The sequence below is a fragment of the Roseateles sp. P5_E1 genome (genome assembly GCF_054049335.1).
The window spans coordinates 14172-37979 of sequence record NZ_JBFUMN010000009.1 but is presented as its reverse complement, the minus strand read 5'-3'; the positions used below and the strand labels follow the sequence as shown (position 1 = coordinate 37979).

Below are 23808 nucleotides of genomic sequence, written 5' to 3'. Positions count from 1 at the left end.
CGAAAGGGCAAAACCCATTCCCGGGGCGCGGGCGCCATGGGCTTGCGTACAATGAGAATCATTCTCATCAAACCGACTCGTCCGCCGAGCCCGCCCATGTCCGAGCCGCTGTTCTCCAGCCTCGCCGCCGCCCCTGCCGGGCAGGCGCTGACCGTCCAGCAGGTCAGTGCACCCGGGCATTCGCCGGAATGGGCGGCGTGGCTGGCCGATCTGGGCTTTCTGCCGGGTGAAGCCGTGCGCGTGCTGCGCCGCGGCGCCCAGCGCACCGGCAACCTGGTCGTGCGCATCGGGCAATCGACGTTTGCGCTGCGCCATGCCGAGGCCGAATGCATCGCCGTGACGCCGCGCGGCCATGACTGAGTCTGTTGTCCATGTCCACCGCGGCGGCAAGCTGGTGGCCCTCGTTGGCAACCCCAACTGCGGCAAGACGGCCCTGTTCAATGGCCTGACCGGCAGCCATCAAAAGGTCGCCAACTACGCTGGCGTGACCGTCGAGCGCAAGGAAGGCCGCCTCGTCACCGTGGCCGGCAAGGCCTTGCGCCTGCTGGACCTGCCCGGCACCTACAGCCTGCACCCGCGCTCACCCGACGAGCGCGTCACCTGCGATGTGCTGGCCGGCCGCGCCAAGGGCGAGAAGCGGCCCGACCTGGTCGTCTGCGTGCTGGATGCCACCAATCTGCGCCGCAACCTGCGCCTGCTGCTGGCCGTGCGCCGCATGGGCCTGCCCGTCGTCGTAGCGCTGAACATGGCCGACCTGGCCGCCCGGCGTGGCCTCAAGATCGACCCGGTTGCCCTGGCCGCCCAGCTTGGCGTGCCCGTCGTGCGCACCGTCGCCATCCACCGCGAAGGCCTGGACGAGTTGCGTGCGCTGCTCGACAAGCCTGAGGTCTGGGAGGCTGCGCCCCTTGCCATCGCGGGCGAGCAACAGGTCGACGACCATGTCACCGTGCGCACGCTGCTGCGCGAGCTCCAGCTCGACCATGAGCTGCCCACCCTGCCCAGCGACCGCGTCGACCGCGTGCTGCTGCATCCGGTGGCCGGCTCCGTCATCCTGGCCGTCCTGCTCTTCCTGCTCTTCCAGGCCGTCTTCTCCTGGGCCGAGCCGCCCAAGGACGCCATCGAGAGCGGCATGGCCTGGCTCGGCAACCAGGTCGGCCTGTGGCTGCCCGAGGGCTGGCTGCGCAGCCTCATCGTCGACGGCGTCATCGCCGGCTGCGGCGGCGTGCTGGCCTTCCTGCCGCAGATCCTGATCCTGTTCTTCTTCATCCTGCTGCTGGAGGAGTCGGGCTATCTGCCGCGCGCGGCCCTGCTGCTGGACCGGCTGATGGGCAGCGTCGGCCTGTCGGGGCGCAGCTTCATCCCGCTGCTGTCCAGCTTTGCCTGCGCCATCCCCGGCATCATGGCCACGCGCTCCATCTCCAATCCGCGCGACCGCCTCGTCACCATCATGATCGCGCCGCTGATGACCTGCTCGGCGCGGCTGCCGGTCTATGCCCTCCTGATCGGCGCCTTCGTGCCGCACCGCGAGGTGGCGGGCTTCGAGCTGCAGGGGCTGGTGCTGTTTGGCCTCTACTTCGCCGGCATCCTCGGCGCGTTGGCCGTGGCCTGGGTGCTCAAGCGCTTCACGAGCACCGGCCGCCTCGTGCGGCCGCTGATGATGGAGCTGCCCAGCTACCACTGGCCGCATCCGCGCTCCATCGCCATTGGCCTGTGGCAGCGCGCCATGATCTTCATCAAGCGTGTCGGCGGCATCATCCTCGTGCTGACCATCGCGCTGTGGCTGCTGTCCAGCTTCCCCGGCCCGCCGGAGGGCGCGACCGGGGCGCCCATCCAGTACAGCGTCGCGGGTTATCTAGGCGCGGGCCTGGCCAAGATCTTCGCGCCSATCGGCTTCAACTGGCAGATCAGCCTGGCCCTGGTGCCGGGCCTGGCGGCGCGCGAGGTGGCCATCAGTGCGCTGGGCACGGTCTACGCGCTGTCGGCCACCGGCGACGATGCCGCTCAGGCGCTGGCGCCGCTGATCCAGCAGAGCTGGAGCCTGGCAACGGCCCTGTCGCTGCTGGCCTGGTATGTGTTCGCGCCGCAATGCATCGCCACGCTGGCGGCGGTGAAGCGCGAGACCGGTGGCTACAAGATGCCGTTGATCATGACGGGCTATCTGTTCGGACTGGCCTATCTGGCCTCCTTCGTCACCTACCGCGTCGCGCTTTACTTGGGCGCTTGACGTCAGCGTATTCTGGGCCGAGCGCTGGGCCGCTCCCGAGCCGGCCCGCTTGGGCGTGTGCTTGTGGCTCAATGCCGCAAGCATCGCCGTCCCCTCGGGGGACCGGCTGGGCGCGCCTGCGTTCAGCGGGGCGAGACCGGACGAGGGGCTTCAGGGAGTGGGCCGCGTCGGCACCGACGCGCTGCAGATGTCGATATAGCCGGGGCTGTGCACGAACCAGCCGCCGCGAAAGCGCCTGGCATCGAGCAGCTGCGTCCAGGTGGTGGACTCGGTCCGCAGCACCTGCAGTGCGGGCCGCTCGGCGGTCGGCACCTCGGCCAGCAGGCGGATGCGCTGGATGCCGGTGCGCTGCTCGGGCTTGTCGTAGAAGCCCATGGCCGCGCCGCCGCGGGGCAGGCCGGACAGCAGCTCCATGCCCTTGAGCACGCGACCCACCACGGTGATGTTGAGATCCAACCCGCGCGGCGCCTGGCCGATGACGACATAGAGCTCGGTGCCGTTGCTGGAATCGATCGCGTCGCTGCGCCCGGCGCCGACCATGCCGTAGCAGTGGGCCAGCCAGGCCCTGCCGGCCTTGGGATCGGCAGCGACCGGGAAGCCTTCGGCAAAGCCGGTGCGTGGCGCCCAGCCTTCCACGTCGGGCAGCCTGGTGAAGGCGGCTTCCTTGCCGACCTTGTCCAACGGCACGGAGAACTCGGCGGGCAGCTTGGCTGAGGCGCCGGCCGGCAGCGGCTTGGCCTCGGCGGCGTCCTCGCCATCGGGGTCGCCCCACTGGGTGACGAAGTTGTCCTGAACGCGCAGGATGGCCAGGCCATCCCAGTAGCCACCGCGGGCCAGGGCGCGGATGTTGGCGGCATGGGCTGGCGCAAAGCGCGGCGCCAGTTCGATGATGACCTGACCCGACGCCAACTCCATCAGCAGCGTGTTCTCGGGATCGAGCCCGCGCCAGTCGCTGGCCGGCGAGCCGGCGAGGATCTGCTGGGCGGTCTTCTTCGCGGCCGCCTTGACCGGGGGCTTGGCAGCCTTGAGGGGTGCGGCAAGGGCGGTGGACAGCAGGCCGGCAGTGGCCAGCGCGAGAGCGATGTGTTTCATGGGCGCGCAGCTTAACGGCGGAGGGGCTTCCTACAATGCGGCGATGCCCGAGACCGCTGTTCAAGACCTGCAAGACCTGCCCTATGTCCACCTGCGCATGCACACCGAGTATTCGGTGGTGGATGGCACCCTGCGCACCGATGACGCCGCCGACGCGGCCGCGGCTGACGGGCAGGTGGCGGCGGCCATCACCGACTTGGCCAACCTGTTTGGCGGCATCAAGTTCTACAGCGCGATGCGCAAGAAGGGCGTGCAGCCCATCCTCGGCGCCGACTGCTGGCTGGAGACCGACGCCACCGACAAGCCGCCGACGCGCCTGCTGCTGCTGGTGCAGAACAGCCAGGGTTATCTGAACCTCAGCGAGCTGCTGTCACGCGCGTGGATCGATAACGTGCAGCGCAACCAGGCCTGCCTGAAATGGGAATGGCTGACGGAGCTGGGTGGCGGGCTGATCTGCCTGTCCGGGGCCCAGCATGGCGGCCTCGGCCAGGCGCTGATGCAGGGCGACAAGGTGCGCGCCAGGGAATGGGCGCAGCGGCTGTCCGAGGTCTTCCCGGGGCGCTTCTACATCGAGCTGCAGCGTGCCGGCCTGCCCGGCCAGGAGGCGCTGGTGCAGGCCAGCGTGCCGCTGGCGGCGGAGCTGGGCCTGCCGGTGGTGGCGACGCACCCGATCCAGTTTCTCGGCGAGGACGACTTCGAGGCCCATGAGGCGCGCGTCTGCGTGGCCGAAGGAGAGACTCTCGCCAACCCCAAGCGCATCAAGCGCTTCCTGCCCAGCCAGTATTTCAAGACGCAGGCGCAGATGCGCCAGCTGTTCAAGGACATCCCGAGCGCCATCCAGAACACCACCGAGATCGCGCGCCGCTGCTCGTTGACGCTGGTGCTGGGCAAGCCACAGCTGCCCAATTTCCCGACGCCGCTGCTGGACGACGGCACGCCGATGCCGATGGAGCAGTATTTCCGCGAGCTGAGCCACGAGGGGCTGGTGGGGCGGCTCAAGCATCTCTTCCCCAACGAGGCGGAGCGCGACAAGGAGCGGCCGCGCTATGTGGAGCGGCTGGAATTCGAGCTGAACACCATCATCAAGATGGGCTTCCCGGGCTACTTCCTCATCGTGTCGGACTTCATCCGCTGGGCCAAGGCCAACGGCTGCCCGGTCGGCCCGGGCCGGGGCTCGGGTGCGGGCTCGCTGGTGGCCTATGCACTGCTGATCACCGACCTGGACCCGCTCAAGTACAACCTGCTGTTCGAGCGCTTCCTGAACCCCGAGCGGGTCTCGATGCCCGACTTCGACATCGACTTCTGCCAGGGCAACCGCGACCGCGTCATCGACTACGTCAAGGACAAGTATGGCCGCCCGGCGGTCAGCCAGATCGCGACGTTTGGCACCATGGCCGCGAAAGCGGCTTTGAGAGACATCGGCCGCGTGCTGGGCATGGGCTTCGGCCATGTGGACAGCATCGCCAAGCTCATCCCCGCGCCGCCGGGCAAGACGGTGACGCTGGCCAAGCTGCCGCCCAACTTCGACCCCGACAAGGCCAAGGTCATCTACGCCCGCCACGAGGCGCCGGAACTCGAGGAGCGCGAGAAGAGCGACGAGGAAGTGGCCGAGTTGTTGAAGCTCGCCGCCCGCGTCGAAGGCATGGTGCGCAACATCGGCATGCACGCCGGCGGCGTGCTGATCGCGCCGGGCAAGATCACCGACTTCTGCCCGCAATACCAGCAGCCCGGCTCAACCTCGGCCGTCAGCCAGTTCGACAAGGACGACGTCGAGGCCATCGGCCTCGTGAAGTTCGACTTCCTGGGCCTGGCCACGCTGACCATCCTGGAGCTGGCCAAGGACTTCATCGTCGCCCGCCACGCCGACCGCGCCGGCTTCGACTGGGCCAATGTGCCGCTGGTCGACAAGAAAGTCTTCGACCTCTTCGGCAAGGGCTACTCCGAGAGCGTGTTCCAGTTTGAATCGCCCGGCATGCAGCGCCTGTTGAAGGACGCCAAGCCCTCGCGCTTCGAGGACCTGATCGCGCTGGTGTCGCTGTACCGGCCGGGCCCGATGGACCTGATCCCGTCGTTCGTCGCGCGCAAGCATGGCAAGGAGGCCATCGAGTACCCGCACCCGCTGCTGGGGCAGGTGCTGGAGGAGACGTATGGCGTCTTCGTCTACCAGGAGCAGGTGATGCAGGCCGCCCAGGTGCTGGGCGGCTACAGCCTTGGTGGCGCCGACATGCTGCGCCGCGCGATGGGCAAGAAGAAGGCCGAGGAAATGGCCATGCACCGCGAGATCTTCCGCAAGGGAGCCGCGGAGAAGGGCATCGACCAGGCCAAGGCGGATGAAGTCTTTGACYTGATGGAAAAGTTCGCSGGCTACGGCTTCAACAAGTCGCACGCCGCYGCCTATGCGCTGCTGTCGTATCACACGGCCTGGCTGAAGACGCACTACACGGCCGAGTTCTACGCCGCGAACATGACCATCGAAATGGACGACACCGACAAGCTCAAGGTGTTGCTCAACGACGCCAAGATCTTCGGCATCGAATTCCAGTCGCCTTGCGTCAACAAGGGCGTCTACCGCTTCGAGCCGATGACGAACCGCCTCGTCAACTACGGCCTGGGCGCCGTCAAAGGCACGGGCCGCGGCGCCATCGAGGCCATCATCGCCGCGCGCGAATCAGGCGGGCCCTTCCTGAGCTTCTATGACTTCTGCCTGCGCGTGGACCGCAAGGCCGTCAACAAGCGCGCGGTGGAGGCGCTGATCAAGGCCGGCGCCTTCGACAGCATCAACCCCGAGCGCTCCCGGCTGCTCGCCAGCGTCGGCCGCGGCTACACGCATGCCGAAACGCAGGAGGCCAATGCCGACCAGGGCGGCCTGTTCGACTTCGGTGACTCGCATGCGGCCTCGCATGTCGAGCCCGATCTGGTCGACGCGCCCGTATGGAGCATCAAGGAGCGCCTGTCGCTGGAGAAGACCGCCATCGGCTTCTACCTGTCGGGTCACCTGTTCGACCACGGCGGCGCCGAGGTGCGGCGCATCGTCAAGCGCCAGATCGCCGACCTGGTGGACAGCCGCGAGCCGACGCTGGTGGCCGGCATCGTCAGCGACATGCGCGTCATCAACGGCCAGCGCGGCCGCGTCGCCATCTTCAAGATCGACGACAAGAGCGACGCCATCGAGGCCGTGGCCAACGAGGAACTGCTGAACGCCAACAAGGAACTGCTGGCCGAGGACGAACTCATCATTGCCCAGGGCAAGGTGCAGAACGACCGCTTCTCGGGCGGCCTGCGCATGAATGTGCAGGCGGTGTGGAGCCTGTCGGCGGCGCGCGCCAAGTTCGGCCGGCATCTGCTGCTGGGCAATGCCGGTGCCGCCGGGTTGGTCAAGGAGCTGGTCGAGCGCTTTCCGCCGCGCGAGGTCGAGACGGAGGAGGGCGGCAAGCGCAAGCTCGGCCTGCCCGTGCGCGTGTCGGTCAAGGCCGAGCCGGATGGCGACAGCGTCGGCGCGCGCTGGCTGGTGGAACTTGGCGAGGCCAGCCGTTTCTGGCCCGCGGACGAGGCTTTAGCCAAATTGGGCACAGCGGCTGAGGTCATTTACGAAGCTGGATGAGCCCCGGCATCGGCGATGATTCCCGCCGATGCTGCAAGCCGTGCCCAAGCCCGCATCCCAGTCGATGGGGCTCAACCGTACGCCACCGGTCACGGGGTTGATCCTGACCGGCGGCGGCGCACGTGCCGCCTACCAGGTGGGCGTGCTGGCGGCCATCGCCCAGCTGCGCCGCGATGCCGGCGCGACGCAGCAGAACCCGTTTCCCGTGATCAGCGGCACCTCGGCCGGCGCCATCAATGCGTCGACGCTGGCCTGCCACGCGGACGACTTCGACGCCGCCGTCGACGGTCTGCTGCACCTCTGGCAGGGCCTGCATGTCGAGAACATCTACCGTGCCGACGCGTTCGAGGCGGTGAGGAGCGGCGCGCGCTGGCTCAGCATGTTGAGCCTGGGCTGGGCCATTGCACGCTGGACGCGCAGCCGCCCGCGCAGCCTGCTGAACAATTCACCGCTGCGCGAGCTGCTGGCCCGCTACCTCGACATGCCGCGCATCGAGACCATGCTGGACGGCGGCCATCTGCGCGCGCTGGCGCTGACCGGTTCCAGCTACACCTCGGGCCAGCACGTCACCTTCTTCCAGACCCATCACCACGTCGTGCCGTGGCTGCGCGAGCAGCGCATGGCGGTGCAGACCAAGCTGAGCCTGAGTCACCTGATGGCGTCCTCGGCCATCCCCTTCATCTTCCCGGCCGAGCTGCTGGAGCTGGAGGGCGTGGCCGAGTGGTTCGGCGACGGCTCTATGCGCCAGAGCGCGCCGATCTCGCCGGCCGTGCACCTGGGTGCCGAGCGCGTCCTCGTCATCGGCGCGGGCCGCATGAAGGAACCCGAGGGGCGCCGCGTCACCGCCACCGAGGCCCATCCCAGCATGGCCCAGATTGCCGGCCATGCGCTGTCCAACATCTTCCTGGATGCGCTGGCGGTGGACGTCGAACGGCTGCGCCGCATCAACCGCACGCTCGCCCTGTTGTCACGCGAGACGAGGGCGGCAACGGCGCTGCGGCCCATCGAGCTGCTCGTCATTGCGCCCAGCCGGCGCCTGGACGAACTGGCCGGCGAGCATCAGGCCAGCCTGCCGCCCTCGGTGCGCGCCATGCTGCGGGCCTTCGGCGTCAGCGGCAAGGGCAAGACGACCAGCGGCTCGGCGCTAGTGAGCTATCTGCTGTTCGAACCTAGCTTCGTCAACGAATTGATCAACCTGGGCATGAGCGACACGCTGGCCAAGCGCGCCGAGGTGCAGCGCTTCTTCGGCTGGCCGGCGCGGGCGCCGCAGATCGACCCGGCGCTGCTGCGCAAGAGCCGCTCAGCCGGCTTTGCTGCCGGCTGTTGAAGAGTCGCCGGCTTCGCTGCCGGCTGTTGAGAAGGCCGAGCCGGCCACGCGCAGGCCGTTCGCTGACAGCTTGCGCGCCGTGGCGGCCTTGACACCCGGTACGCGCCGCATCAGGTCGGCCCAGTCCTTGAAGGGCCGCGCGGCCAGCAGGCGCTGCACCAGGGCCGGGCCCAGGCCAGGCAGGGATTCGAGTTCCGCGCGGGTCGCGGTGTTGGCCTCGACCTCACTCTGAGCCAGGGCGGGAAGTGCCACCCACAGCAGCAGGGCCCGCCGCTTCATCGTCAGGCTTCGCCGAGCTGTGCCCGCACCATGGCCGCGTAAGCACCATCGCGCGCGATCAGCTCGGCGTGCGTGCCGGTCTCTACAAGCTTGCCGGCGCCGAGCACGTGGATGGCGTCCGCATCGCGGATGGTGGACAGCCGATGGGCAATGACGATCAGCGTCTTGCGGCCCGACCAGGCCGCCAGGGCCTGCTGCACGGCGCGCTCACTCTCGGTGTCCAGCGCCGAGGTGGCTTCGTCGAAGATCCAGATCGGCGCGTCCTTGTACAGCGCCCGGGCAATCGCCAGGCGCTGGCGTTGGCCGCCGGACAGTTTGCTGCCGTTGGCGCCGACGTGGGTTTCGACGCCCTCGGGCAGCGTCTGTACGAAGTCCCACAGATGGGCGGCCCGCAGCGCGGCTTCGAGCCTGGCCTCGTCGCGCGGCTGCGCGTAGGCGATGTTGTTGGCGACCGAGTCGTCGAAGAGCACGATGTCCTGCGACACGACGGCGAACTGGCGGCGCAGGGATAGACGCGTCAGCGCCTCGATGTCGATGTCGTCCAGCAGGATGTGGCCCGCGTCCGGCCGGCCGAAGCCCAGCAGCAGATGGATGATGGAACTCTTGCCCGCGCCAGAGGCCCCGACCAGGGCCGTCGTCTTGCCGGCGTGAAAGGCGAGGCTGAGTCCGTCCAGAGCCGGTTGGGAGGCGCCGGGATAGGTCAGGCGCACGTCTTCCATCGTCAGCTCGCCGTGTGCGTGCGACGGCAGCTCTCGGGTGCCGCTGTCGGCCTCCTTGGGCGCATCCATCAGCTCGAAGCAGCCCTTGGCGATGACGGTAGCCCGAGTTAGCGGCGCGGCCAGGTCGGACAAATGGCGCAGCCGCGAGGTCAGCAGCAGCAGGGCCGTGACGAACTCGGCGAAGGCCTGCACCCCCGTGCCCTGAGCGCGCGCCTGCCACAGTGCCACGCAGATGATGAAGGACAGGCCGACGCTGGCGACCAGTTGCGACAATGGCTGGGCCAAGGCGCCGGCGGTTGCCGTCTTCAGGTTGTTGCGGCGCACGTCGTGGGCAACGGCAGCGAAGCGTTCGCGTTCGTGCGCGGCCGCGCCGAACTGGCGCACCACGCGCCAGGCGCGAGTCAGGTCGTCGACCTTGTTGACGAGCAGCAGCTGAGAGTCATAGGAGCGCGTCGCCATCAGCCGCATGCGCTGGTTGAGCTTCTTCATCACCAGCGCCATCAGCGGCGTGACGACCAGGCTGAGCAGCGTCAGCTGCCAGTTCAGATAGAAGAGGTAGCCCAGCATTGCCAGCGCCGGCAGGCCGTCGCGCAGCACGCTCACGCCGACATCGCCGACGAGCTGCAGGATCTGCTGCGGGTCGTTGACGACCTTGCTGACCGCCGTGCCGGGCTGCATGCGCGTGTAGACCTGGGCGTCCAGCCGCAGCAGTGCGTTGACGAGGGTGGAGCGGAAGTCCATCACGCTGCGCGTCAGCGTCCAGTTGAAGAGGTACTGGCCGGCAAAGCCGAAGACACCTCGCATCAGGTACAGGCCGATCAGCACGACCGGGATCATCCACAGCGGAAAGGCATCCTTGGTGAAGCCCTCGCCGAAGGCATAGCCGATCAGTTTGGGGATCATCGGCTCGGTGGCGGCCGCGCCGATGTAGGCCAGCACCGTCAACAGCGCGCCCCAACGGTGCGGGTAGATGTACTGGCCCAGGCGGCGGGCAGGATTGGCTTCGGCGGAGGTCGACATCGGGCGTGATTGTCGTGCGTGTTTGGAGGCGCTTCGCCAGCCGGTGCCGCCATGCCCGGCCCATAGAATCGCCGCCGCCCCCCGCTTCTCACGCCCGATGCATCCGATTCCGCCTTCGCCCGCGCCGGTGATCCCTTCCGCCGCGGACGGCCCGGCAGGCCCCGACACCCGCCCGCGCACCGTGGTCCTGCTGCAGTGGGTCGGCATGGGCGACCTGGTCTGGCATGTGCCGTACTTTCGACGCGTCGCCGAGACCAGTTTTGGAGGGCAGGTGTCGCTGATTGCCTCGCCGACCGTGTTCGCGCCGCAGCTGGTGGGCCATGAACCCTGGGTGCGCGAGATCATCGACTTCGACCGCCACCCGCGCCGCCATGAGGGCCGCCAGGGGCGTCACCGCGGCGTGCTGGGCCTGTTCCGCATGGGCGTGGAGCTGCGCGAGAAGCAGTTCGACCGCATCGTGCTGTTCACCAACTACACGAACCGCTCCCTGGTGGCGCTGGCCGCGAAGATCCCTGAGCGCCTGGGCTATGGCACGACCTGGCTGCAGCGCCGGCTGCTGTCGCATGGGCCATGGATCCGGCGCTACAGCGGGCCGGCGGTCGGCACCTACGAGGACGCCACGATGTTCGCCATCGCGCATGGATGGTGCGATGCACCCATCGTGCCGAGCCTCGTCGTGCGCCCCGAAGCGCTGGAGCGCATGAAGGCGCGAGTGCGTGGCCTGCCACAGCCCATGCATGCGTTGTGCATCGGCTCGTCGGAGCCCTACAAGCAGTGGGGCACCGACAACTTCGCCGCGCTGGCTGCCGAGCTCGCCCGCGCCGGCCACGGGGTGCTGCTGATCGGCGGCCCGGCGGAGCGCGAGATGGCGCAGGCCATCCTGCAGCGCGTCGAACCGGCACTGCGCCCGCGCGTCCTGGCCGTCACGGACGGCACGGTGGCCGAGACCGTGGCGGCCATGTCGCTGATGCGGACCTGCCTGGGCAACGACACGGGCGGCGTGCAGATCGCCGCTGCGGTCGGCACGCCGACCTGGGTGATGCTGGGCCCACGTCCGCTGCTGGCGCATGACGCCGAAACGCTGCACATGCTGACCGCGCCCAGGCTGGCCGACATCCAGCCCGGCGCCGTTGCCCGTATCGCGCTGGCGCAGGCCGCATGAGCCCGGCAGACACCCGCCCCAAAACAGCCGTGCAGCTGCAGCTCAATGGCATGGGCGATCTTGTGTGGCACGCGCAGTACTTCCGCTGCGTGGCCGAGCAGAGCCGCGACGGCCAGGTCAGCCTCATCGCCGCGCCCACCACGATGGCCCACGAGCTGCTGGGCCACGAACCCTGGGTGCGCGAAATCATCGATTTCGACCGGCGCCCGCGCAAGAGCGAGCGTCGCCGCGGCCGCCACAGCGGCCTGGATGGCCTGTTGCGCCTGGGTGCCGAGCTGGCCCCCAAGCGTTTCGACCGCATGGTGCTGTTCTCCGACCATCCGGGTCGCGCCATCATCGTCTGCTGGCGCGCCGGCATCCGCACCGTCCTCGGCTTCGGCGAGACCTGGCTGCAGCGCCTGCTGCTGACCCGATCGCCCTGGATCAGTCGCTACCGCGGCCCCGCCGTGGCGGGCTACAAGGACGCGACGAATTTCTCCATCGCCCAGGGTTTCTGCAGCGCGCTCATCGTGCCTCGCATCAGCGTGCGCCCCGATGCGCTGGCGCGCATGGGCGAGCGCCTGGCGCCATTGCCGCGGCCCTTTCATGCACTGGCCATCGGCGCGTCCGAGCCCTACAAGCAGTGGGGCGAAGACAACTTCGTCGAACTGGCCAATCGCCTGGCCGCGCGTGGCCACGGCGTCCTGCTGCTGGGCGGGCCGGCGGAAGGCGTGCTGGCGCAGACCATCCTGGCGCGCGTCGAGCCGGCATTGCGCGAGCGCGTGGCGACGATGACCGACAGCAGCGTCGCCGAGAGCGTGGCGGCCCTGTCGCTGGCGCGGTCCTGCATCGGCAACGACACGGGTGCCGTCAACATCGCGGCCGCGGTGGGCACGCATGCCTTCATCGTGCTCGGCCCGCGCCCGCCGCTGGAGCACGATCCCGAGCACGTGCACTTGCTGCAGGCCGCGCAGCTGTCGGACATCGGCGCCGCGGACGTCGAGGCCCGTGTGCAAGAGGTGATCGGCTAGCGCGCCAGCGCTTCCCGCCAGACCGCCAGCGTCCCGCGGGCCGTGGCCTCCCAGGTCCGCGTGCGCGCGTAGGCCAGTGCCGCTGCGCGGCGAGCGGGCGTCATCGCCACCGCGGCCGCAATGCCCGCGGCCAGCGCCTCGATGTCCTCCGGGTCTGCGATAGCGGCGTGGCCACCCGCCGCCTCGGGGCAACTGCCGCGGTCGCTGGCCAGCACGGGCGTGCCACAGGCCATGGCCTCCAGGATGGGCAGGCCGTAGCCCTCGTACAAGGACGGGAAGAGATAGGCCGCCGCGCCGGCGTAGAGCGCGGGTAGGTCCGTGTCGCTGACAAAGCCTGCGAAGTGCACGCGCGAGGCCAGGCCCAGCTCGGCAAGCCGTGCCGCCAGGGCCTCGCCTTGGTTGCGGGAGTGTTCGCCGCAGACCATCAATGTGTAGTCCTGGCCGAAGCGCCCAGCGGCGAAGGCCTCGATGGTGCGTGCCAGGTTCTTGTTGGGCGTGGAGCCGACGAATAGCAGATAGGGCCCCGCCAGCCCATGGCGCGTGCGCACGGCCTGAATCTCGTCCGCCGTGTGCGGCCGGAACTCGGGTGCGACGCCCGGATGGACGACCTTGAGCCGCGCCGGATCACCGCCGACCAGGCGCAGGAAGTCCTGCCGCGTGTTCTCGCTGACGCACACCAGCCGCGCGCAGCTGTCGCGCAGATGTTCGTAGTGGCGCAGCTTGCGCTGGCGCTTCTTCTCGTCGGTGTAGTTGATGTTCAGCGCCGCGTAGAGGTCGTGCACGGTCGCGACGGTGGGCACGCGCCAGGGCGGCTGGCGTTCGTCGGGCACATGCAGCAAGGCACAGGCCGGGCGCGGCAGCGGCCAGACGGGGCCCCACCAACAGCGGCTGGACAGCCGGGGCCCCTGGGCCAGCCGGTCGCGCAGCTGCCAGCGCGAGCGCTTGCACAGCTGCAGCAGCTCGAATTCGTCCTGCGGTGGCACCTGCAGCGCCGACAAGGCTTCGGTGAGCTGGCGCGTGTAGCGGCCGATGCCGGTGCCGCGTTCGTCGGTCAGGTTGGTGGCCTCGATCGCGAAGACGGGCGGGCGGCTCATGTCAGGCGATGCCCAGTGCGTCCAGCRCCTGCGGGAGGTCGAGGTAGTCCACGGCCGACGGGGTCGGCTGCCCGTTCTTCGCGAGAAGAACGCGGCGCCCGACACCTGCCGCCCGGCCAGCTTCGACGTCCGATGGCTTGTCGCCGAACATCAGCGAGCCGGCGAGGTCGACGTCCAGCGCTTCGGCGCTGCGCAGGATCATGCCGGGCGCGGGCTTGCGGCAGTCGCAGTCGAGCGCGTAGCGGGGCAACTGCGCGTCGGGCAGGTGGGGGCAGTACTCGATGGCGGCCAGCGTGATGCCCTGTTGCGCCAGGTGCTCCCGCAGCGCGTCGTGCAGGTGCTGCACCGCCGCTTCGTCGTAGTAGCCGCGCGCCACGCCCGACTGGTTGGTCACGATGACGAGGGCGTAACCGGCAGCCTGCAGGCGGCGGAGGCCATCCACCGCGCCAGGTACGAAGGTGAAGTCTTCCCAGCGGTAGACGTAGCCGTGGTCGATGTTGATGACGCCGTCGCGGTCGAGGAAGGCGGCGGGGCGGCGCGCGCTCATCGGCCCTGCGCGCGGATGCGGTTGACCAGGGCGGTCGTCGAGTAGCCGTCGACGAAGGGAATGGCGCGCGCATCGCCCCCCCACGAACGCACGAGGCGCGTCTCTTCCAGCGCTTCCATGTCGTAGTCGCCGCCCTTCACGTAGAGCTGCGGGCGCACGCGCGCCAGCAGTGCGCAAGGCGTGGGCTCGTCGAAGAACAGCACCGCGTCGACCGACGCCAGGCCGGCAAGCACCAGGGCGCGGTCGACGTCGCGGTTCAGCGGCCGGTCCGGCCCCTTGCCGAGGCCACGCGCTGAGACGTCGGAGTTGACGGCCACGACGAGGCTCGCCCCTTGCTCGCGCGCCGCATGCAGGTAGGCCACGTGGCCGCGGTGCAGCACATCGAACACGCCGTTGGTGAACACCATGGGTCGGCCCAGCGTGGCCAGCCGCGCCGCCAGCGCGGCGTCGCCCAGCGCGGCGGCGTCGATGAGCTTGTCTTCCAGCATGCTCATGCCGCCAGCTCGTCGTAGCTCACCGTCGCTGTGCCGAACTTGCCGACGACGATGCCGCCGGCTTTGTTGGCCAGGCGCATGGCTTCGGGCAGCGGCACGCCGGCGCTGGTCATCACGGCCAGCGTCGCGATGACGGTGTCGCCTGCGCCGGTCACGTCGAACACCTCGCGGGCGCGTGCCGGCTCGTGAGTGACGCCGCTGGCTTCGAACAGCGTCATGCCTTCTTCCGAGCGCGTCAGCAGCACGGCGCCGACGTCGATGTCGGCGCGCAGCGTCTCGACCTTGGCGCGCAGCTCTTCCTCGCCGCGCCAGGCGCCCGCGACCTGGGCCAGTTCGCCCCGGTTGGGCGTGATGACGCTGGCGCCGGCGTAGCGCTTGTAGTCGCTGCCCTTGGGGTCGACCAGCACGGGCTTGCCCGCGGCGCGGGCCATTTCGATCATGCGCGGGATGTGCGTGAGGCCGCCCTTGCCATAGTCGGAGAACAGCACGACGTCGTGTCGGGGCAACTGCTCGGCGAAGGCCTCAAGCATCTCGCCCAGCGCCTCGTGGTCGGGCTCGTTCTCGAAGTCCACGCGCAGCAACTGCTGGGCGCGGCCAATGATGCGCAGCTTGACGATGGTGTAGAGCTGCTTGTCCTCGCGCAGCACGGTTTCGATGTCGCGCTCGTGCAGCAGTTCGCGCAGGCGGCGGGCCGGTTCGTCCTGGCCGACGACGGTCAGCAGCGTGGCCCGCGCGCCCAGCGTGCGGATGTTGAGCGCGACGTTGGCGGCGCCACCCAGGCGCTCCTCCTCGCGTTCGATGCGCACGACGGGCACGGGCGCCTCGGGCGAGATGCGCTCCACGGCGCCGTGCCAGTAGCGGTCCAGCATGACGTCGCCGACGACGAGGATGCGGCGGGAGGCGAGCAGTTCACGCGAGGGCAGGGCGCTCATTGGCCCACGCCCAGGTTGGCCTCGATCAGGCCGCACAGCGTGTGGCCGATCAGCAGGTGCGCCTCCTGGATGCGGGCGGTGATGCCGTGCGGCACGATGATGCTGTCGTCGCACAGCGCGCCCAGCTTGCCGCCGTCACGGCCCAGCAGGCCCAGCGTGTAGATGCCCATGGCCTTGGCGGCCTCGACGGCGCGCAGCACATTGGCCGAGTTGCCCGAGGTCGAGATGCCGATCAGCGCATCGCCGGCGCGGCCCAGGCCCTGCACCTGGCGGGCGAACACATCGTCAAAGCTGTAATCGTTGCCGATGCAGGTCAGCGCTGAGCTGTCGGTCGTCAGCGCCAGGCCGGCGAGCGGGCGGCGGTCCTTGATGAAGCGGCCCGTCAGCTCGGAGGCCAGGTGCTGGCTGTCCGCGGCCGAGCCGCCGTTGCCGCAGAACATGATCTTGCCGCCCGCCTTCAGCGCGTCGGCGAGCCGTTGGCCGGCCTGCTGCACTTGTGGGTCCAGCGCTCCCAGGAGTTGCATCAGTTGCAGGTGTTCATCGAGATTGCGCAGAAACAGGGAACTCATGAGGAGACCGGGGCTCTCACCCGCTTGCAGACCGATGGTTTCAAGTATCGGTGATGGGGCGGTGGTGCCAGCCGACTGACCCGCGCTGGAGGGGCGGTGCACTCGCGCACAGGCGGGGCACGCGGCCGAAGGGCGTGGTGACGGGACGCGAGAGTCCTCATGCAGATCGGGAGTTGCAGCCATTCTCCAAAGACAATGGCTGCAACTCCCGAAGATGCTCGAATCAAACCTGGAGATTAATATTCCTGGATGGAACTCCTGCCAAGCGATTCCAATTTGGAACTGGTCGGGTGCGCCAGTGGATTGGCTGGCACACCCTGCAGTTCAACGGCTGTGCTGAAGCGGAATATCAGTACTGCTGCTGCCCGCCACCGCCGCCGCCGCCACCACCACCACCGCCACCGCCACCGCCACCGCCGGACGCGGCCGGGCCAACGCTGGGATCAGCCACCGGCGCGGCGCTCCACGGATCAATGCCCGGGCCTTCATACGGCGTGCAAAGGAAGGCGTTGTTGCCAACATGGACGCCGGTCATGACCCACTTTGGCGGGCATGCGTGCATATGTGCAGCTGATGTGCCGGGGCGGCCGGTTGAATAGTCGACGGTTTCGGCCCAGGTATGCAGGATCCGGCCGCTGGCCGGTGACGCGCACCAGATCTTGTTGTTCTGGACATGGAGGCCGGTCATGATGGTGCCCAACGGGCAGGCGAGCATCCCTTGCCGCACGGTGCTGGACTCCATGAAGGCAGGGATGGCGGACGATGCACCCTTGGCGCACAGCAGCTCATTGTTGATGACGTGCAGCCCAGTCATGTATCCGCCAGTGGACATCTGGACCAGATACTGGGACTGGCCGTTGTTTGTCGCCCAGTCCTGGTATGCGCTGCCGCCGCAGTTGTGATAGAAGGCGTTGAAGGCGTAACCCTGGATCGAATGCTTGTCGATATATTCGGCGTTGCCGTTCAGACTTGCGTAGAACTGATTCCATTGCCCGACGAACGGGCTCGGACTGGTTTGGGCCATGCTGCTGGCGGAACATACGAGCGCCGCTGCCGCAATCATGGATTTGGCGAATGACAGTTTTTTCATCTTACCCTTGCGTATATGTGACTTCTCTGATTTTCCGGCCCGAAATATATGGCCGTTCTAACTGAACAGAACGTGGATCTAGGCCGGCTTTGAGGAGCTTACGTTGGGGTTGTTTACCTGTTGATTACTGGCTGTGGCTCTTCCGTGCTTCGCGCGAACCCTAATATCGAGAGTGATGGGAGTTAGAGGTGCGCGGCGTGTCGCCGTGTGCTCGCGGCCGGGGCCGCAGTTGCGGCGAGCAAGGGCTTCGACGAAGCCAGGCAGGTCTGCAGCCGAGGTGGCTTTACTTGCTGCGGTCCATAAGCTGGACCAGGGCGCTGAAGGGCGACACGAGGCCGCGGCGCCAGTTGCGCTCGACGATGGCGCGGTCAGCGCTGCGCAGCTTGAGCACGGCGGGCAGCACGCGCGGGCAGGGCACCAGGGCCAAGCGAGCGTACAAGTGGCGATGACGCCAGCCGACGCCGGCCTGCCAGGCGAGAGGGCCGTCCTCGGCGCGCAGCAGCACGAGACGAGCGAGCTGGGGCTCGCAGTCCAGCAGCTCCGTTGCTGCAATCTGCATCAATCGATGGCGCTGGAGGTCATCGGGCAGCGCCTGGACGACGCGTGCATGCCGGCCATCGGTCTGCAGGCGCGGCAGCAGCGCCTCGGCGCCTTCGTCCAGCGCCCGGTCGAAGTCGGCAGCCAGCGCGGTCACGAAAGCCCCGCCAGGCACCGAAGCCATCAGCCAGTTCTCGATGATGGGCAGCTCAGGCCGGGTTGTGTAGCGGTCGATGTAGAAGCCGACATAGTCCGCGGCGCGGCGCCGGCGCGTCTCGTGCAGCCAGCCCAAGTCGCGGCTCAGCAGCATGGAGGCGTCCATCCAGACACCGCCGTGCCGCGCCAGCAGCTGGACGCGCAGCCAGTCGGCCTGGCGGTGGGGCGGCATCTCGTCGAAATCGGTTCGCAGCGCGGGCAGCCATTGCGAGACGCTGTCGCGGTCCAGCAGGCGCAGTTGGTGGTCGGGCGCGAAGCGGCGCCAGTTGGCCAGGCAGTCCTGGATGAAGGCCGGCGCCGGGCTGGGCTGCCAGTAGGTCCAGATGATCCTGGGAATCTCGTCCTGGCAGAGCGGCGCGTTGTCGCCCACCATGATGGCGCGGGTCTGCGTCGGTACGCGGGCCCTCAGCACGGTGGCCAGTTCGCGCAGGAACAGGCCGGCGACGATGAGGACGATGCCCGTGGACAACCAGGGCATTCAGGTCAGCCGGCGGTCTAGCTGGCGCTCAAGGATGGCGAGGGGGCTGGCCGTGCGGTCCACCTGGGCCTCGGCCGGCAAGTGCAGGGTCTGTTCCATCATGAACTGGCCGGACATGACCGCATGCGACGTCTGGTCGGAATAGCAAACCCAGGTCGAGCCAGGCGGGAAGGGCATCTCGACCTGCGGGCTGCTGCGCTGGTAGTCCAGGTCGCCCTTCATGCCGTCGTGCAACTGCAGCATCAGGTGGTCGTATTCGGTGCGCAGCGACTTGGTCACGTGCAGCGCCTTCAGGGCCTTGGCCTGCCAGGCCACATAAGGCTTGGCGCGTGGCACGAAGCGCCGGGCGATGTCCTCGAAGGCCTCGCCGACGCGCCAGACGCGCGGCTCGCCGTTGGGGTTGAGGTTGGTGAACACACGCAGAATGCGCTCGCCGCGGTTGGGGCGCGAGGGGAAGGCGTCCACATGCAGGCGGCGGTCATCAGCGCGCCAGGACTGCACGCGCGACTCGACCTGCATGGGCCGATAGCTCGTGGGTGCCAGGCGCAGCGCCGGCTTGTAGGTTGGCGCGATTGCGTCGATCAGCGAGCTGGCGCGGGCGCGGAAACGCCCGATCATGGCTGCCAGCCTTGCCCGCTCTTCGCCCTGCACGGCGGCGCCAGCGAGCACGCCGTCAAGGCGCAGGCTGATGTTGCGTGCCTTCTCGTCACGCACGTCGGGGCGCAGCAGCCCGGCTTCTTCTGAAGTCAGCTCGAAGCGCAGCTCGGGGAAGAACAGCACCCGACCGGCTTCCAGGTCGGGCACGAGACCATGCCTGGGCGAGGTCCAGTCGCGGCTGTCGACAGTGACGATGCGGTTGTCCATGCCCCTGGCCTCATTCACGCCAATGATCGGCGATCCACTTTGCCGGGCGGGCGTGACGCCAGTTGCCTTCCGAGCGGCCGACCAGCGCATCGGGTGGGTTCATCACGCCGTGGAAGACCAGCACGCGCGCGCCGGCCGGAATGAAGGGGTCGCGCCAGAAGCTGGTGGGCCACATCGGCAGGCAGTGGTACTTGTAGCTGGCACACCAGTCCGTGGGCCAGTAGCCCAGCTTGCCCTGGTCGTGCAGGAAATGGCTGAGATATTCCTGCTCGTTGCGGTACTTGGCGCGCACCTCGTCCTGGTGAGCGATGAAGTGGGCCAGCACGTCGGCGTGGGCGCCGATGCGGAAACGGTAGACCGAGGAGTTGCCCGTCACGCGCCAGGGGCGCTTCCAGTCCTTGATGATGAGGAAGTCGCCGGGCACAGCGAAGAATTCGGTCAGGTCGCCGACGATGACGACGTCCAGGTCCAGGAACAGGGCCGTGCCCTTCAGGCCGAAGAGGTCGGCCTGGTAGGTGCCGAGCTTTTTCCAGCCGCCATCGCGCTTGCCTTGGCTGGCATGCGTCTCCGGCAGCGGCAGGCTTTCGACCTCGGAGCGGATGCCGTTGGCGTCATCGGTGAAGCAGACGAAGCGGAAGGGGCCGCGCAGGTGGCGCGCGGCCATGCCRTACAGGCGGTTGACGTACTCGGGGCCGTACTTGGTGCCCCATTTCATGCAGATGACGAAGCGGTCTTCGGCTGCGCTGCTCATTTCTGTTGTTCCATAGTCATTGCGGGCCGAGCGCCGGGCCGCTCCCAAGCCGGCCCGCGCTGGCGATGTGCTTGCCGGTCAATCCGGCAAGCATCGCCGTCCCCCCGGGGGACCGGTCAGGCGCACCGCGTTCAGCGGTGTGCGGCTGGGCGAGGGGCTTCATCTACGCGAGTTCCTCAATGGGTTGCGGCGGATAGCTGTCCCAGTTGAGGCAGGCCGGGCATTGCCAGAAGTAGTGGGCGGCCTCGAAGCCGCAGGCGGCGCAGCGATAGCGCTGCAGCGGCTTGGCGGCCTTTTCCAGCGTCTGGATCATGGGAGCGGCCTCGTCGGCGGGCAACGCGCCGGCATTGAGCTTGAGCAGCTCCGTGGCGGCCGACAGGGCCGGCTGCTCGCGCAGATGGGCCGCGAGGCGCTCACGTTGGGGGCCAGGCTGCAGGCCTGCCAGYGCGCGCAGCAAATGCATGCTGGGCGAGCGGTGGTACTGCTCGCTGATCAACGCGATGGCGCGCTCGGGCTGGCCCAGAGACTTGGCGGCGGCGGCGCAGTCGGCTGCAACGAGGTTGAAGGCCGGCGGATTGGCTGCGAGCAGCTTGGTGAAGGCGGCAAGCGCGGCTTCGGCCTGGCCGGCCTTCAGCAGCATCTGGCCCTGCAGCACATAGGCGCGGGCCGCTTCGGGCGCGCGGCGCTGCGCCTGTTCAAGCAGGGAGGGCACCAGGTCGATATGCCCCTGGGACTGGGCGACCAGGGCCTGCTCGCAGAGGTAATGCGCGATACGACCGGAGAAGGAGCCCGTACCTGCGGCTTCCAGTTCTGCGGCAACCTCGGCGGCCTTGGCCCAGTCGCGCGAACGCTCGTACAGCGACAAGAGGGCCAGGCGCGCCTCACGCTCGAAGGCGGTACCGCGCAGTTCGGCATAGGCCGCCTCGGCGCGGTCGAACAGGCCGGCCTTGAAGAAGTCCTGGGCCAGTTCGTGCTGGGCGCGATCGCGGTCGGTCTTGGGCAGGTCGCCGCGGCGCAACAAGTGCTCGTGCACGCGCACGGCGCGCTCGGTCTCACCGCGGCGGCGGAACAGGCTGCCCAGGGCGAAGTGCAGCTCGGAGGTGTCGGGGTCGTTCTGGACGGCCTCGATGAAGGCATCGATGGCCTTGTCCTGCTGTTCGTTCAGCAGCAGGTTCAGACCCTTGAAATAGGCCTTGGGCGAATCACGCTGTTCCAGCTTCCACTGCTTGGAGTCGAGCTTGGAGGCCAGCCAGCCGAGGACGAAGACGACGGGCAGGACAAAGAGCAGCCAGCGCGGATCAAACTCCATCTTGGTGGGCGGCGTAAGGGGCTGCGGGGACTTCGGGTGTGGGTTGGGGCATGCCGGGCAGGGGTTCGACGCGTTGGGCGGCGCGGCGGTGGCGCCACCAGGCGGGCACCATGGCCAGCACGCCAAAGGCGGCGCCGAAGCCAAAGGCCAGCAGCACGATGATGACCTGCGGCGCGCGCCACTCGTGGCCGAAGAACCAGCGCACGACGGCTTCGTGGCTGTTGTTCAGCGCGAAGGCAAACAGTGTGAAGAAGAGCAGGGCTCGCAGGAGCCAGACGAGGGTGCGCATGGCCCGGGATTCTGACTCAGGCGGGGTCAGGCGTCCGTCACAGGAAGATGCTTGTCGACAGCCTCGCGCAGCGCCTTGCCGGGCTTGAAATGAGGAGCCAGTTTCTCGGGGATCATGACCTGCTCGCCGCTGCGCGGGTTGCGGCCCACGCGCGGCGGGCGGCGGCTGATGGAGAAGCTGCCGAAGCCGCGGATCTCGATGCGGTGGCCGCGCGCGAGAGCGTCGCTCATCGCGTCGAGGATGGTCTTGACCGCGAACTCTGTGTCCCGCTGGGTCAATTGGCCAAATCGTTCGGCGAGCACGGCGACGAGGTCGGAGCGGGTCATAAGCGAGGCAGCTTGTCGGTCTTGGAATTGAAACAGGCCCGCTGGCGAGGCCGGCGAGCCTGTGGGGAGCATACCCGGCCTCCAGCAATTCGCTAGAGGACCGGGCAGTTCAAACAGGGCTTAATTGCCCTGGTTGTCCAGCTTGGCGCGCAGCAGGGCGCCCAGGCTGGTGGTGCCGGCGTTTTCACGCTCGCTCGACTGGCTCAGGCGCGTCATGGCTTCCTGGTTGTCGGCGTTGTCCTTGGCCTTGATGGACAGCTGGATGTTGCGGGTCTTGCGGTCGATGTTGACGACGACGGCGGTGACTTCGTCGCCTTCCTTCAGCACGTTGCGGGCGTCTTCCACGCGGTCGCGGGAGATTTCCGAAGCGCGCAGATAGGCCATCACACCGTCAGCCAGCTCGATCTCGGCGCCGCGCGGGTCGACGGTCTTGACGATGCCGGTCACCGAAGCGCCACGGTCATTGATCGTGGTGTAGGCGGTGAAGGGGTCGCTGTCCAGCTGCTTGATGCCCAGCGAGATGCGCTCGCGCTCGACGTCCACGGCCAGCACGACGGCTTCGACTTCCTGGCCCTTCTTGAAGTTGCGAACGGCGGTTTCGCCGGTCTCGTCCCAGGACAGGTCGGACAGGTGCACCAGGCCGTCGATGCCTTGCGCCAGGCCCACGAACACGCCGAAGTCGGTGATCGACTTGACCGGGCCCTTGACCTTGTCGCCGCGCTTGACGTTCTCGGCGAACTCTTCCCACGGGTTGGCCTTGCACTGCTTCATGCCCAGGCTGATGCGACGCTTGTCTTCGTCGATTTCCAGGACCATGACTTCGACTTCGTCGCCCAGCGAGACCAGCTTGCTGGGGGCGATGTTCTTGTTGGTCCAGTCCATTTCGGAGACGTGCACCAAGCCTTCGATGCCCGGCTCGATCTCGACGAACGCGCCGTAGTCGGCGATGTTCGTGACCTTGCCGAACAGGCGGGTGCCGGTCGGGTAGCGGCGCGCAACGCCGAACCACGGGTCGTCGCCCAGCTGCTTGATGCCCAGCGAGACACGGTTCTTCTCGGCGTCGAACTTCAGGACCTTGGCGGTCAGTTCCTGGCCAACCGTCACGACTTCGGACGGGTGACGGACACGGCGCCATGCCATGTCGGTGATGTGCAGCAGGCCGTCGATGCCGCCGAGGTCCACGAACGCACCGTATTCAGTGATGTTCTTGACCACGCCGTTGACGATGGCGCCTTCGGACAGCGTCTCGAGCAGCTTGGCGCGCTCTTCACCCATGGAGGCTTCGACCACGGCACGACGCGACAGCACAACGTTGTTGCGCTTGCGGTCGAGCTTGATGACCTTGAATTCCATGGTCTTGCCCTCGAACGGGCTCATGTCCTTCACCGGGCGGGTGTCCAGCAGCGAGCCGGGCAGGAAGGCGCGGATGCCGTTGACCAGGACGGTCAGGCCGCCCTTGACCTTGCCGGAGACGGTGCCGGTCACGAAGTCGCCGGACTCCAGAGCCGTTTCCAGGCTCAGCCACGAGGCCAGGCGCTTGGCCTTGTCGCGCGACAGGATGGTGTCGCCGTAGCCGTTTTCGATGGCGTCGATGGCGACGGAGACGAAGTCGCCGACCTGGACTTCCAGTTCGCCCTGGTCGTTCTTGAACTCTTCGATGGGCACATAGGCTTCGGACTTGAGGCCTGCGTTGACGACGACGAAGTTGTGTTCGACACGAACGACTTCAGCCGAGATCACTTCGCCAGCGCGCATGTCGGAGCGCTGCAGCGACTCCTCGAACATGGCGGCAAAGGATTCCATGCCGGAGGCTTGGGCGGTTTGGGTTTGGGACATGTGATGGATCCTGATGCGCCGGGGAGCCCCGGACGCGGCGTG

Annotated in this window: 22 protein-coding genes; 6 read left to right on the top strand and 16 right to left on the bottom strand. The window is 68.1% G+C overall.

Translation table 11 applies throughout. The features are described from left to right. Positions 1–96: 96 nt before the first annotated feature. On the top strand, positions 97–360 hold the full coding sequence (locus tag ACXJKJ_RS10960) for a FeoA family protein (RefSeq protein WP_082532912.1): 264 nt from the start codon (positions 97–99) through the stop codon (positions 358–360). Then, positions 353–2224, top strand: coding sequence for a ferrous iron transporter B (feoB, locus tag ACXJKJ_RS10955; protein WP_457390115.1), 1872 nt, complete (start codon positions 353–355; stop codon positions 2222–2224). The genes ACXJKJ_RS10960 and feoB overlap by 8 nt, the downstream gene beginning before the upstream one ends. 150 nt (positions 2225–2374) lie before the next feature. Here feoB and ACXJKJ_RS10950 read toward each other — a convergent pair whose 3' ends face one another. Next, positions 2375–3316 carry a peptidylprolyl isomerase gene (locus ACXJKJ_RS10950; RefSeq protein ID WP_457390113.1) on the bottom strand — a complete coding sequence of 314 codons (942 nt, stop codon included), beginning with the start codon at positions 3314–3316 and terminating at the stop codon, positions 2375–2377. A 43-nt stretch (positions 3317–3359) separates the two neighbouring features. Between ACXJKJ_RS10950 and dnaE the strand changes: the two genes are divergently transcribed. Next, positions 3360–6917, top strand: a complete 3558-nt coding sequence (gene dnaE, locus ACXJKJ_RS10945; protein ID WP_457390112.1) for a DNA polymerase III subunit alpha — start codon at positions 3360–3362, stop codon at positions 6915–6917. 28 nt (positions 6918–6945) lie between these two features. After that, the gene (locus ACXJKJ_RS10940; protein WP_082532913.1) at positions 6946–8244 is read left to right on the top strand and encodes a patatin-like phospholipase family protein; all 1299 of its coding nucleotides are present in this window, start codon (positions 6946–6948) and stop codon (positions 8242–8244) included. Here ACXJKJ_RS10940 and ACXJKJ_RS10935 read toward each other — a convergent pair. Continuing rightward, the gene (locus ACXJKJ_RS10935) at positions 8218–8523 is read right to left on the bottom strand and encodes a ComEA family DNA-binding protein (RefSeq protein ID WP_457390111.1); all 306 of its coding nucleotides are present in this window, start codon (positions 8521–8523) and stop codon (positions 8218–8220) included. The genes ACXJKJ_RS10940 and ACXJKJ_RS10935 overlap by 27 nt on opposite strands. Positions 8524–8525: 2 nt before the next feature. Further along, complete coding sequence (locus ACXJKJ_RS10930) at positions 8526–10262, bottom strand: ATP-binding cassette domain-containing protein (protein WP_457390110.1); 1737 nt, start codon at positions 10260–10262, stop codon at positions 8526–8528. A gap of 127 nt (positions 10263–10389) precedes the next feature. Between ACXJKJ_RS10930 and ACXJKJ_RS10925 the strand changes: the two genes are divergently transcribed. Continuing rightward, positions 10390–11424 carry a glycosyltransferase family 9 protein gene (locus tag ACXJKJ_RS10925; RefSeq protein ID WP_457390109.1) on the top strand — a complete coding sequence of 345 codons (1035 nt, stop codon included), beginning with the start codon at positions 10390–10392 and terminating at the stop codon, positions 11422–11424. Continuing rightward, positions 11421–12434 carry a glycosyltransferase family 9 protein gene (locus ACXJKJ_RS10920; RefSeq protein WP_457390108.1) on the top strand — a complete coding sequence of 338 codons (1014 nt, stop codon included), beginning with the start codon at positions 11421–11423 and terminating at the stop codon, positions 12432–12434. Before ACXJKJ_RS10925 ends, ACXJKJ_RS10920 begins: the two co-directional genes overlap by 4 nt. On the opposite strand, the gene ACXJKJ_RS10915 is transcribed toward ACXJKJ_RS10920, so the two are convergent. The 13 genes from ACXJKJ_RS10915 to rpsA all read right to left on the bottom strand — a co-directional run bounded on the left by ACXJKJ_RS10915 (position 12431) and on the right by rpsA (position 23766). Further along, a complete protein-coding gene (locus tag ACXJKJ_RS10915; protein ID WP_457390107.1) occupies positions 12431–13528 on the bottom strand; it encodes a glycosyltransferase family 4 protein in 1098 nt (365 codons plus the stop codon). The genes ACXJKJ_RS10920 and ACXJKJ_RS10915 overlap by 4 nt on opposite strands. 1 nt (position 13529) lies before the next feature. Continuing rightward, positions 13530–14075 carry a D-glycero-beta-D-manno-heptose 1,7-bisphosphate 7-phosphatase gene (gene gmhB, locus ACXJKJ_RS10910; protein WP_457390106.1) on the bottom strand — a complete coding sequence of 182 codons (546 nt, stop codon included), beginning with the start codon at positions 14073–14075 and terminating at the stop codon, positions 13530–13532. Beyond that, on the bottom strand, positions 14072–14569 hold the full coding sequence (locus ACXJKJ_RS10905) for an adenylyltransferase/cytidyltransferase family protein (protein ID WP_457352794.1): 498 nt from the start codon (positions 14567–14569) through the stop codon (positions 14072–14074). The genes gmhB and ACXJKJ_RS10905 overlap by 4 nt, the downstream gene beginning before the upstream one ends. After that, positions 14566–15501: a D-glycero-beta-D-manno-heptose-7-phosphate kinase gene (gene rfaE1 / locus ACXJKJ_RS10900; RefSeq protein WP_457390105.1), complete on the bottom strand. Its 936-nt coding sequence runs from the start codon at positions 15499–15501 to the stop codon at positions 14566–14568. Before rfaE1 ends, ACXJKJ_RS10905 begins: the two co-directional genes overlap by 4 nt. Further along, positions 15498–16070 carry a D-sedoheptulose-7-phosphate isomerase gene (locus ACXJKJ_RS10895; RefSeq protein ID WP_457352790.1) on the bottom strand — a complete coding sequence of 191 codons (573 nt, stop codon included), beginning with the start codon at positions 16068–16070 and terminating at the stop codon, positions 15498–15500. Before ACXJKJ_RS10895 ends, rfaE1 begins: the two co-directional genes overlap by 4 nt. Before the next feature lie 349 nt (positions 16071–16419). Next, positions 16420–17160 (bottom strand): hypothetical protein, encoded by a 741-nt coding sequence (locus tag ACXJKJ_RS10890; protein WP_457390104.1) that lies wholly within the window; start codon positions 17158–17160, stop codon positions 16420–16422. A 283-nt stretch (positions 17161–17443) separates the two neighbouring features. Next, positions 17444–18391, bottom strand: a complete 948-nt coding sequence (locus tag ACXJKJ_RS10885; RefSeq protein ID WP_457352786.1) for a glycosyltransferase family 32 protein — start codon at positions 18389–18391, stop codon at positions 17444–17446. Continuing rightward, positions 18392–19255, bottom strand: coding sequence for a Kdo hydroxylase family protein (locus ACXJKJ_RS10880; protein WP_457390103.1), 864 nt, complete (start codon positions 19253–19255; stop codon positions 18392–18394). It abuts the gene before it with no gap. 10 nt (positions 19256–19265) lie between these two features. After that, complete coding sequence (locus ACXJKJ_RS10875; RefSeq protein ID WP_457352782.1) at positions 19266–20006, bottom strand: glycosyltransferase; 741 nt, start codon at positions 20004–20006, stop codon at positions 19266–19268. Positions 20007–20169: 163 nt separating this feature from the next. After that, the gene (lapB, locus tag ACXJKJ_RS10870; RefSeq protein ID WP_457390102.1) at positions 20170–21315 is read right to left on the bottom strand and encodes a lipopolysaccharide assembly protein LapB; all 1146 of its coding nucleotides are present in this window, start codon (positions 21313–21315) and stop codon (positions 20170–20172) included. Beyond that, positions 21305–21604, bottom strand: coding sequence for a LapA family protein (locus ACXJKJ_RS10865; RefSeq protein ID WP_056202107.1), 300 nt, complete (start codon positions 21602–21604; stop codon positions 21305–21307). The genes lapB and ACXJKJ_RS10865 overlap by 11 nt, the downstream gene beginning before the upstream one ends. 26 nt (positions 21605–21630) lie before the next feature. Next, the gene (locus ACXJKJ_RS10860) at positions 21631–21930 is read right to left on the bottom strand and encodes an integration host factor subunit beta (protein ID WP_056202110.1); all 300 of its coding nucleotides are present in this window, start codon (positions 21928–21930) and stop codon (positions 21631–21633) included. A gap of 120 nt (positions 21931–22050) precedes the next feature. Continuing rightward, on the bottom strand, positions 22051–23766 hold the full coding sequence (gene rpsA, locus ACXJKJ_RS10855; RefSeq protein WP_082532915.1) for a 30S ribosomal protein S1: 1716 nt from the start codon (positions 23764–23766) through the stop codon (positions 22051–22053). Between the last annotated feature and the right edge of the window lie 42 nt (positions 23767–23808).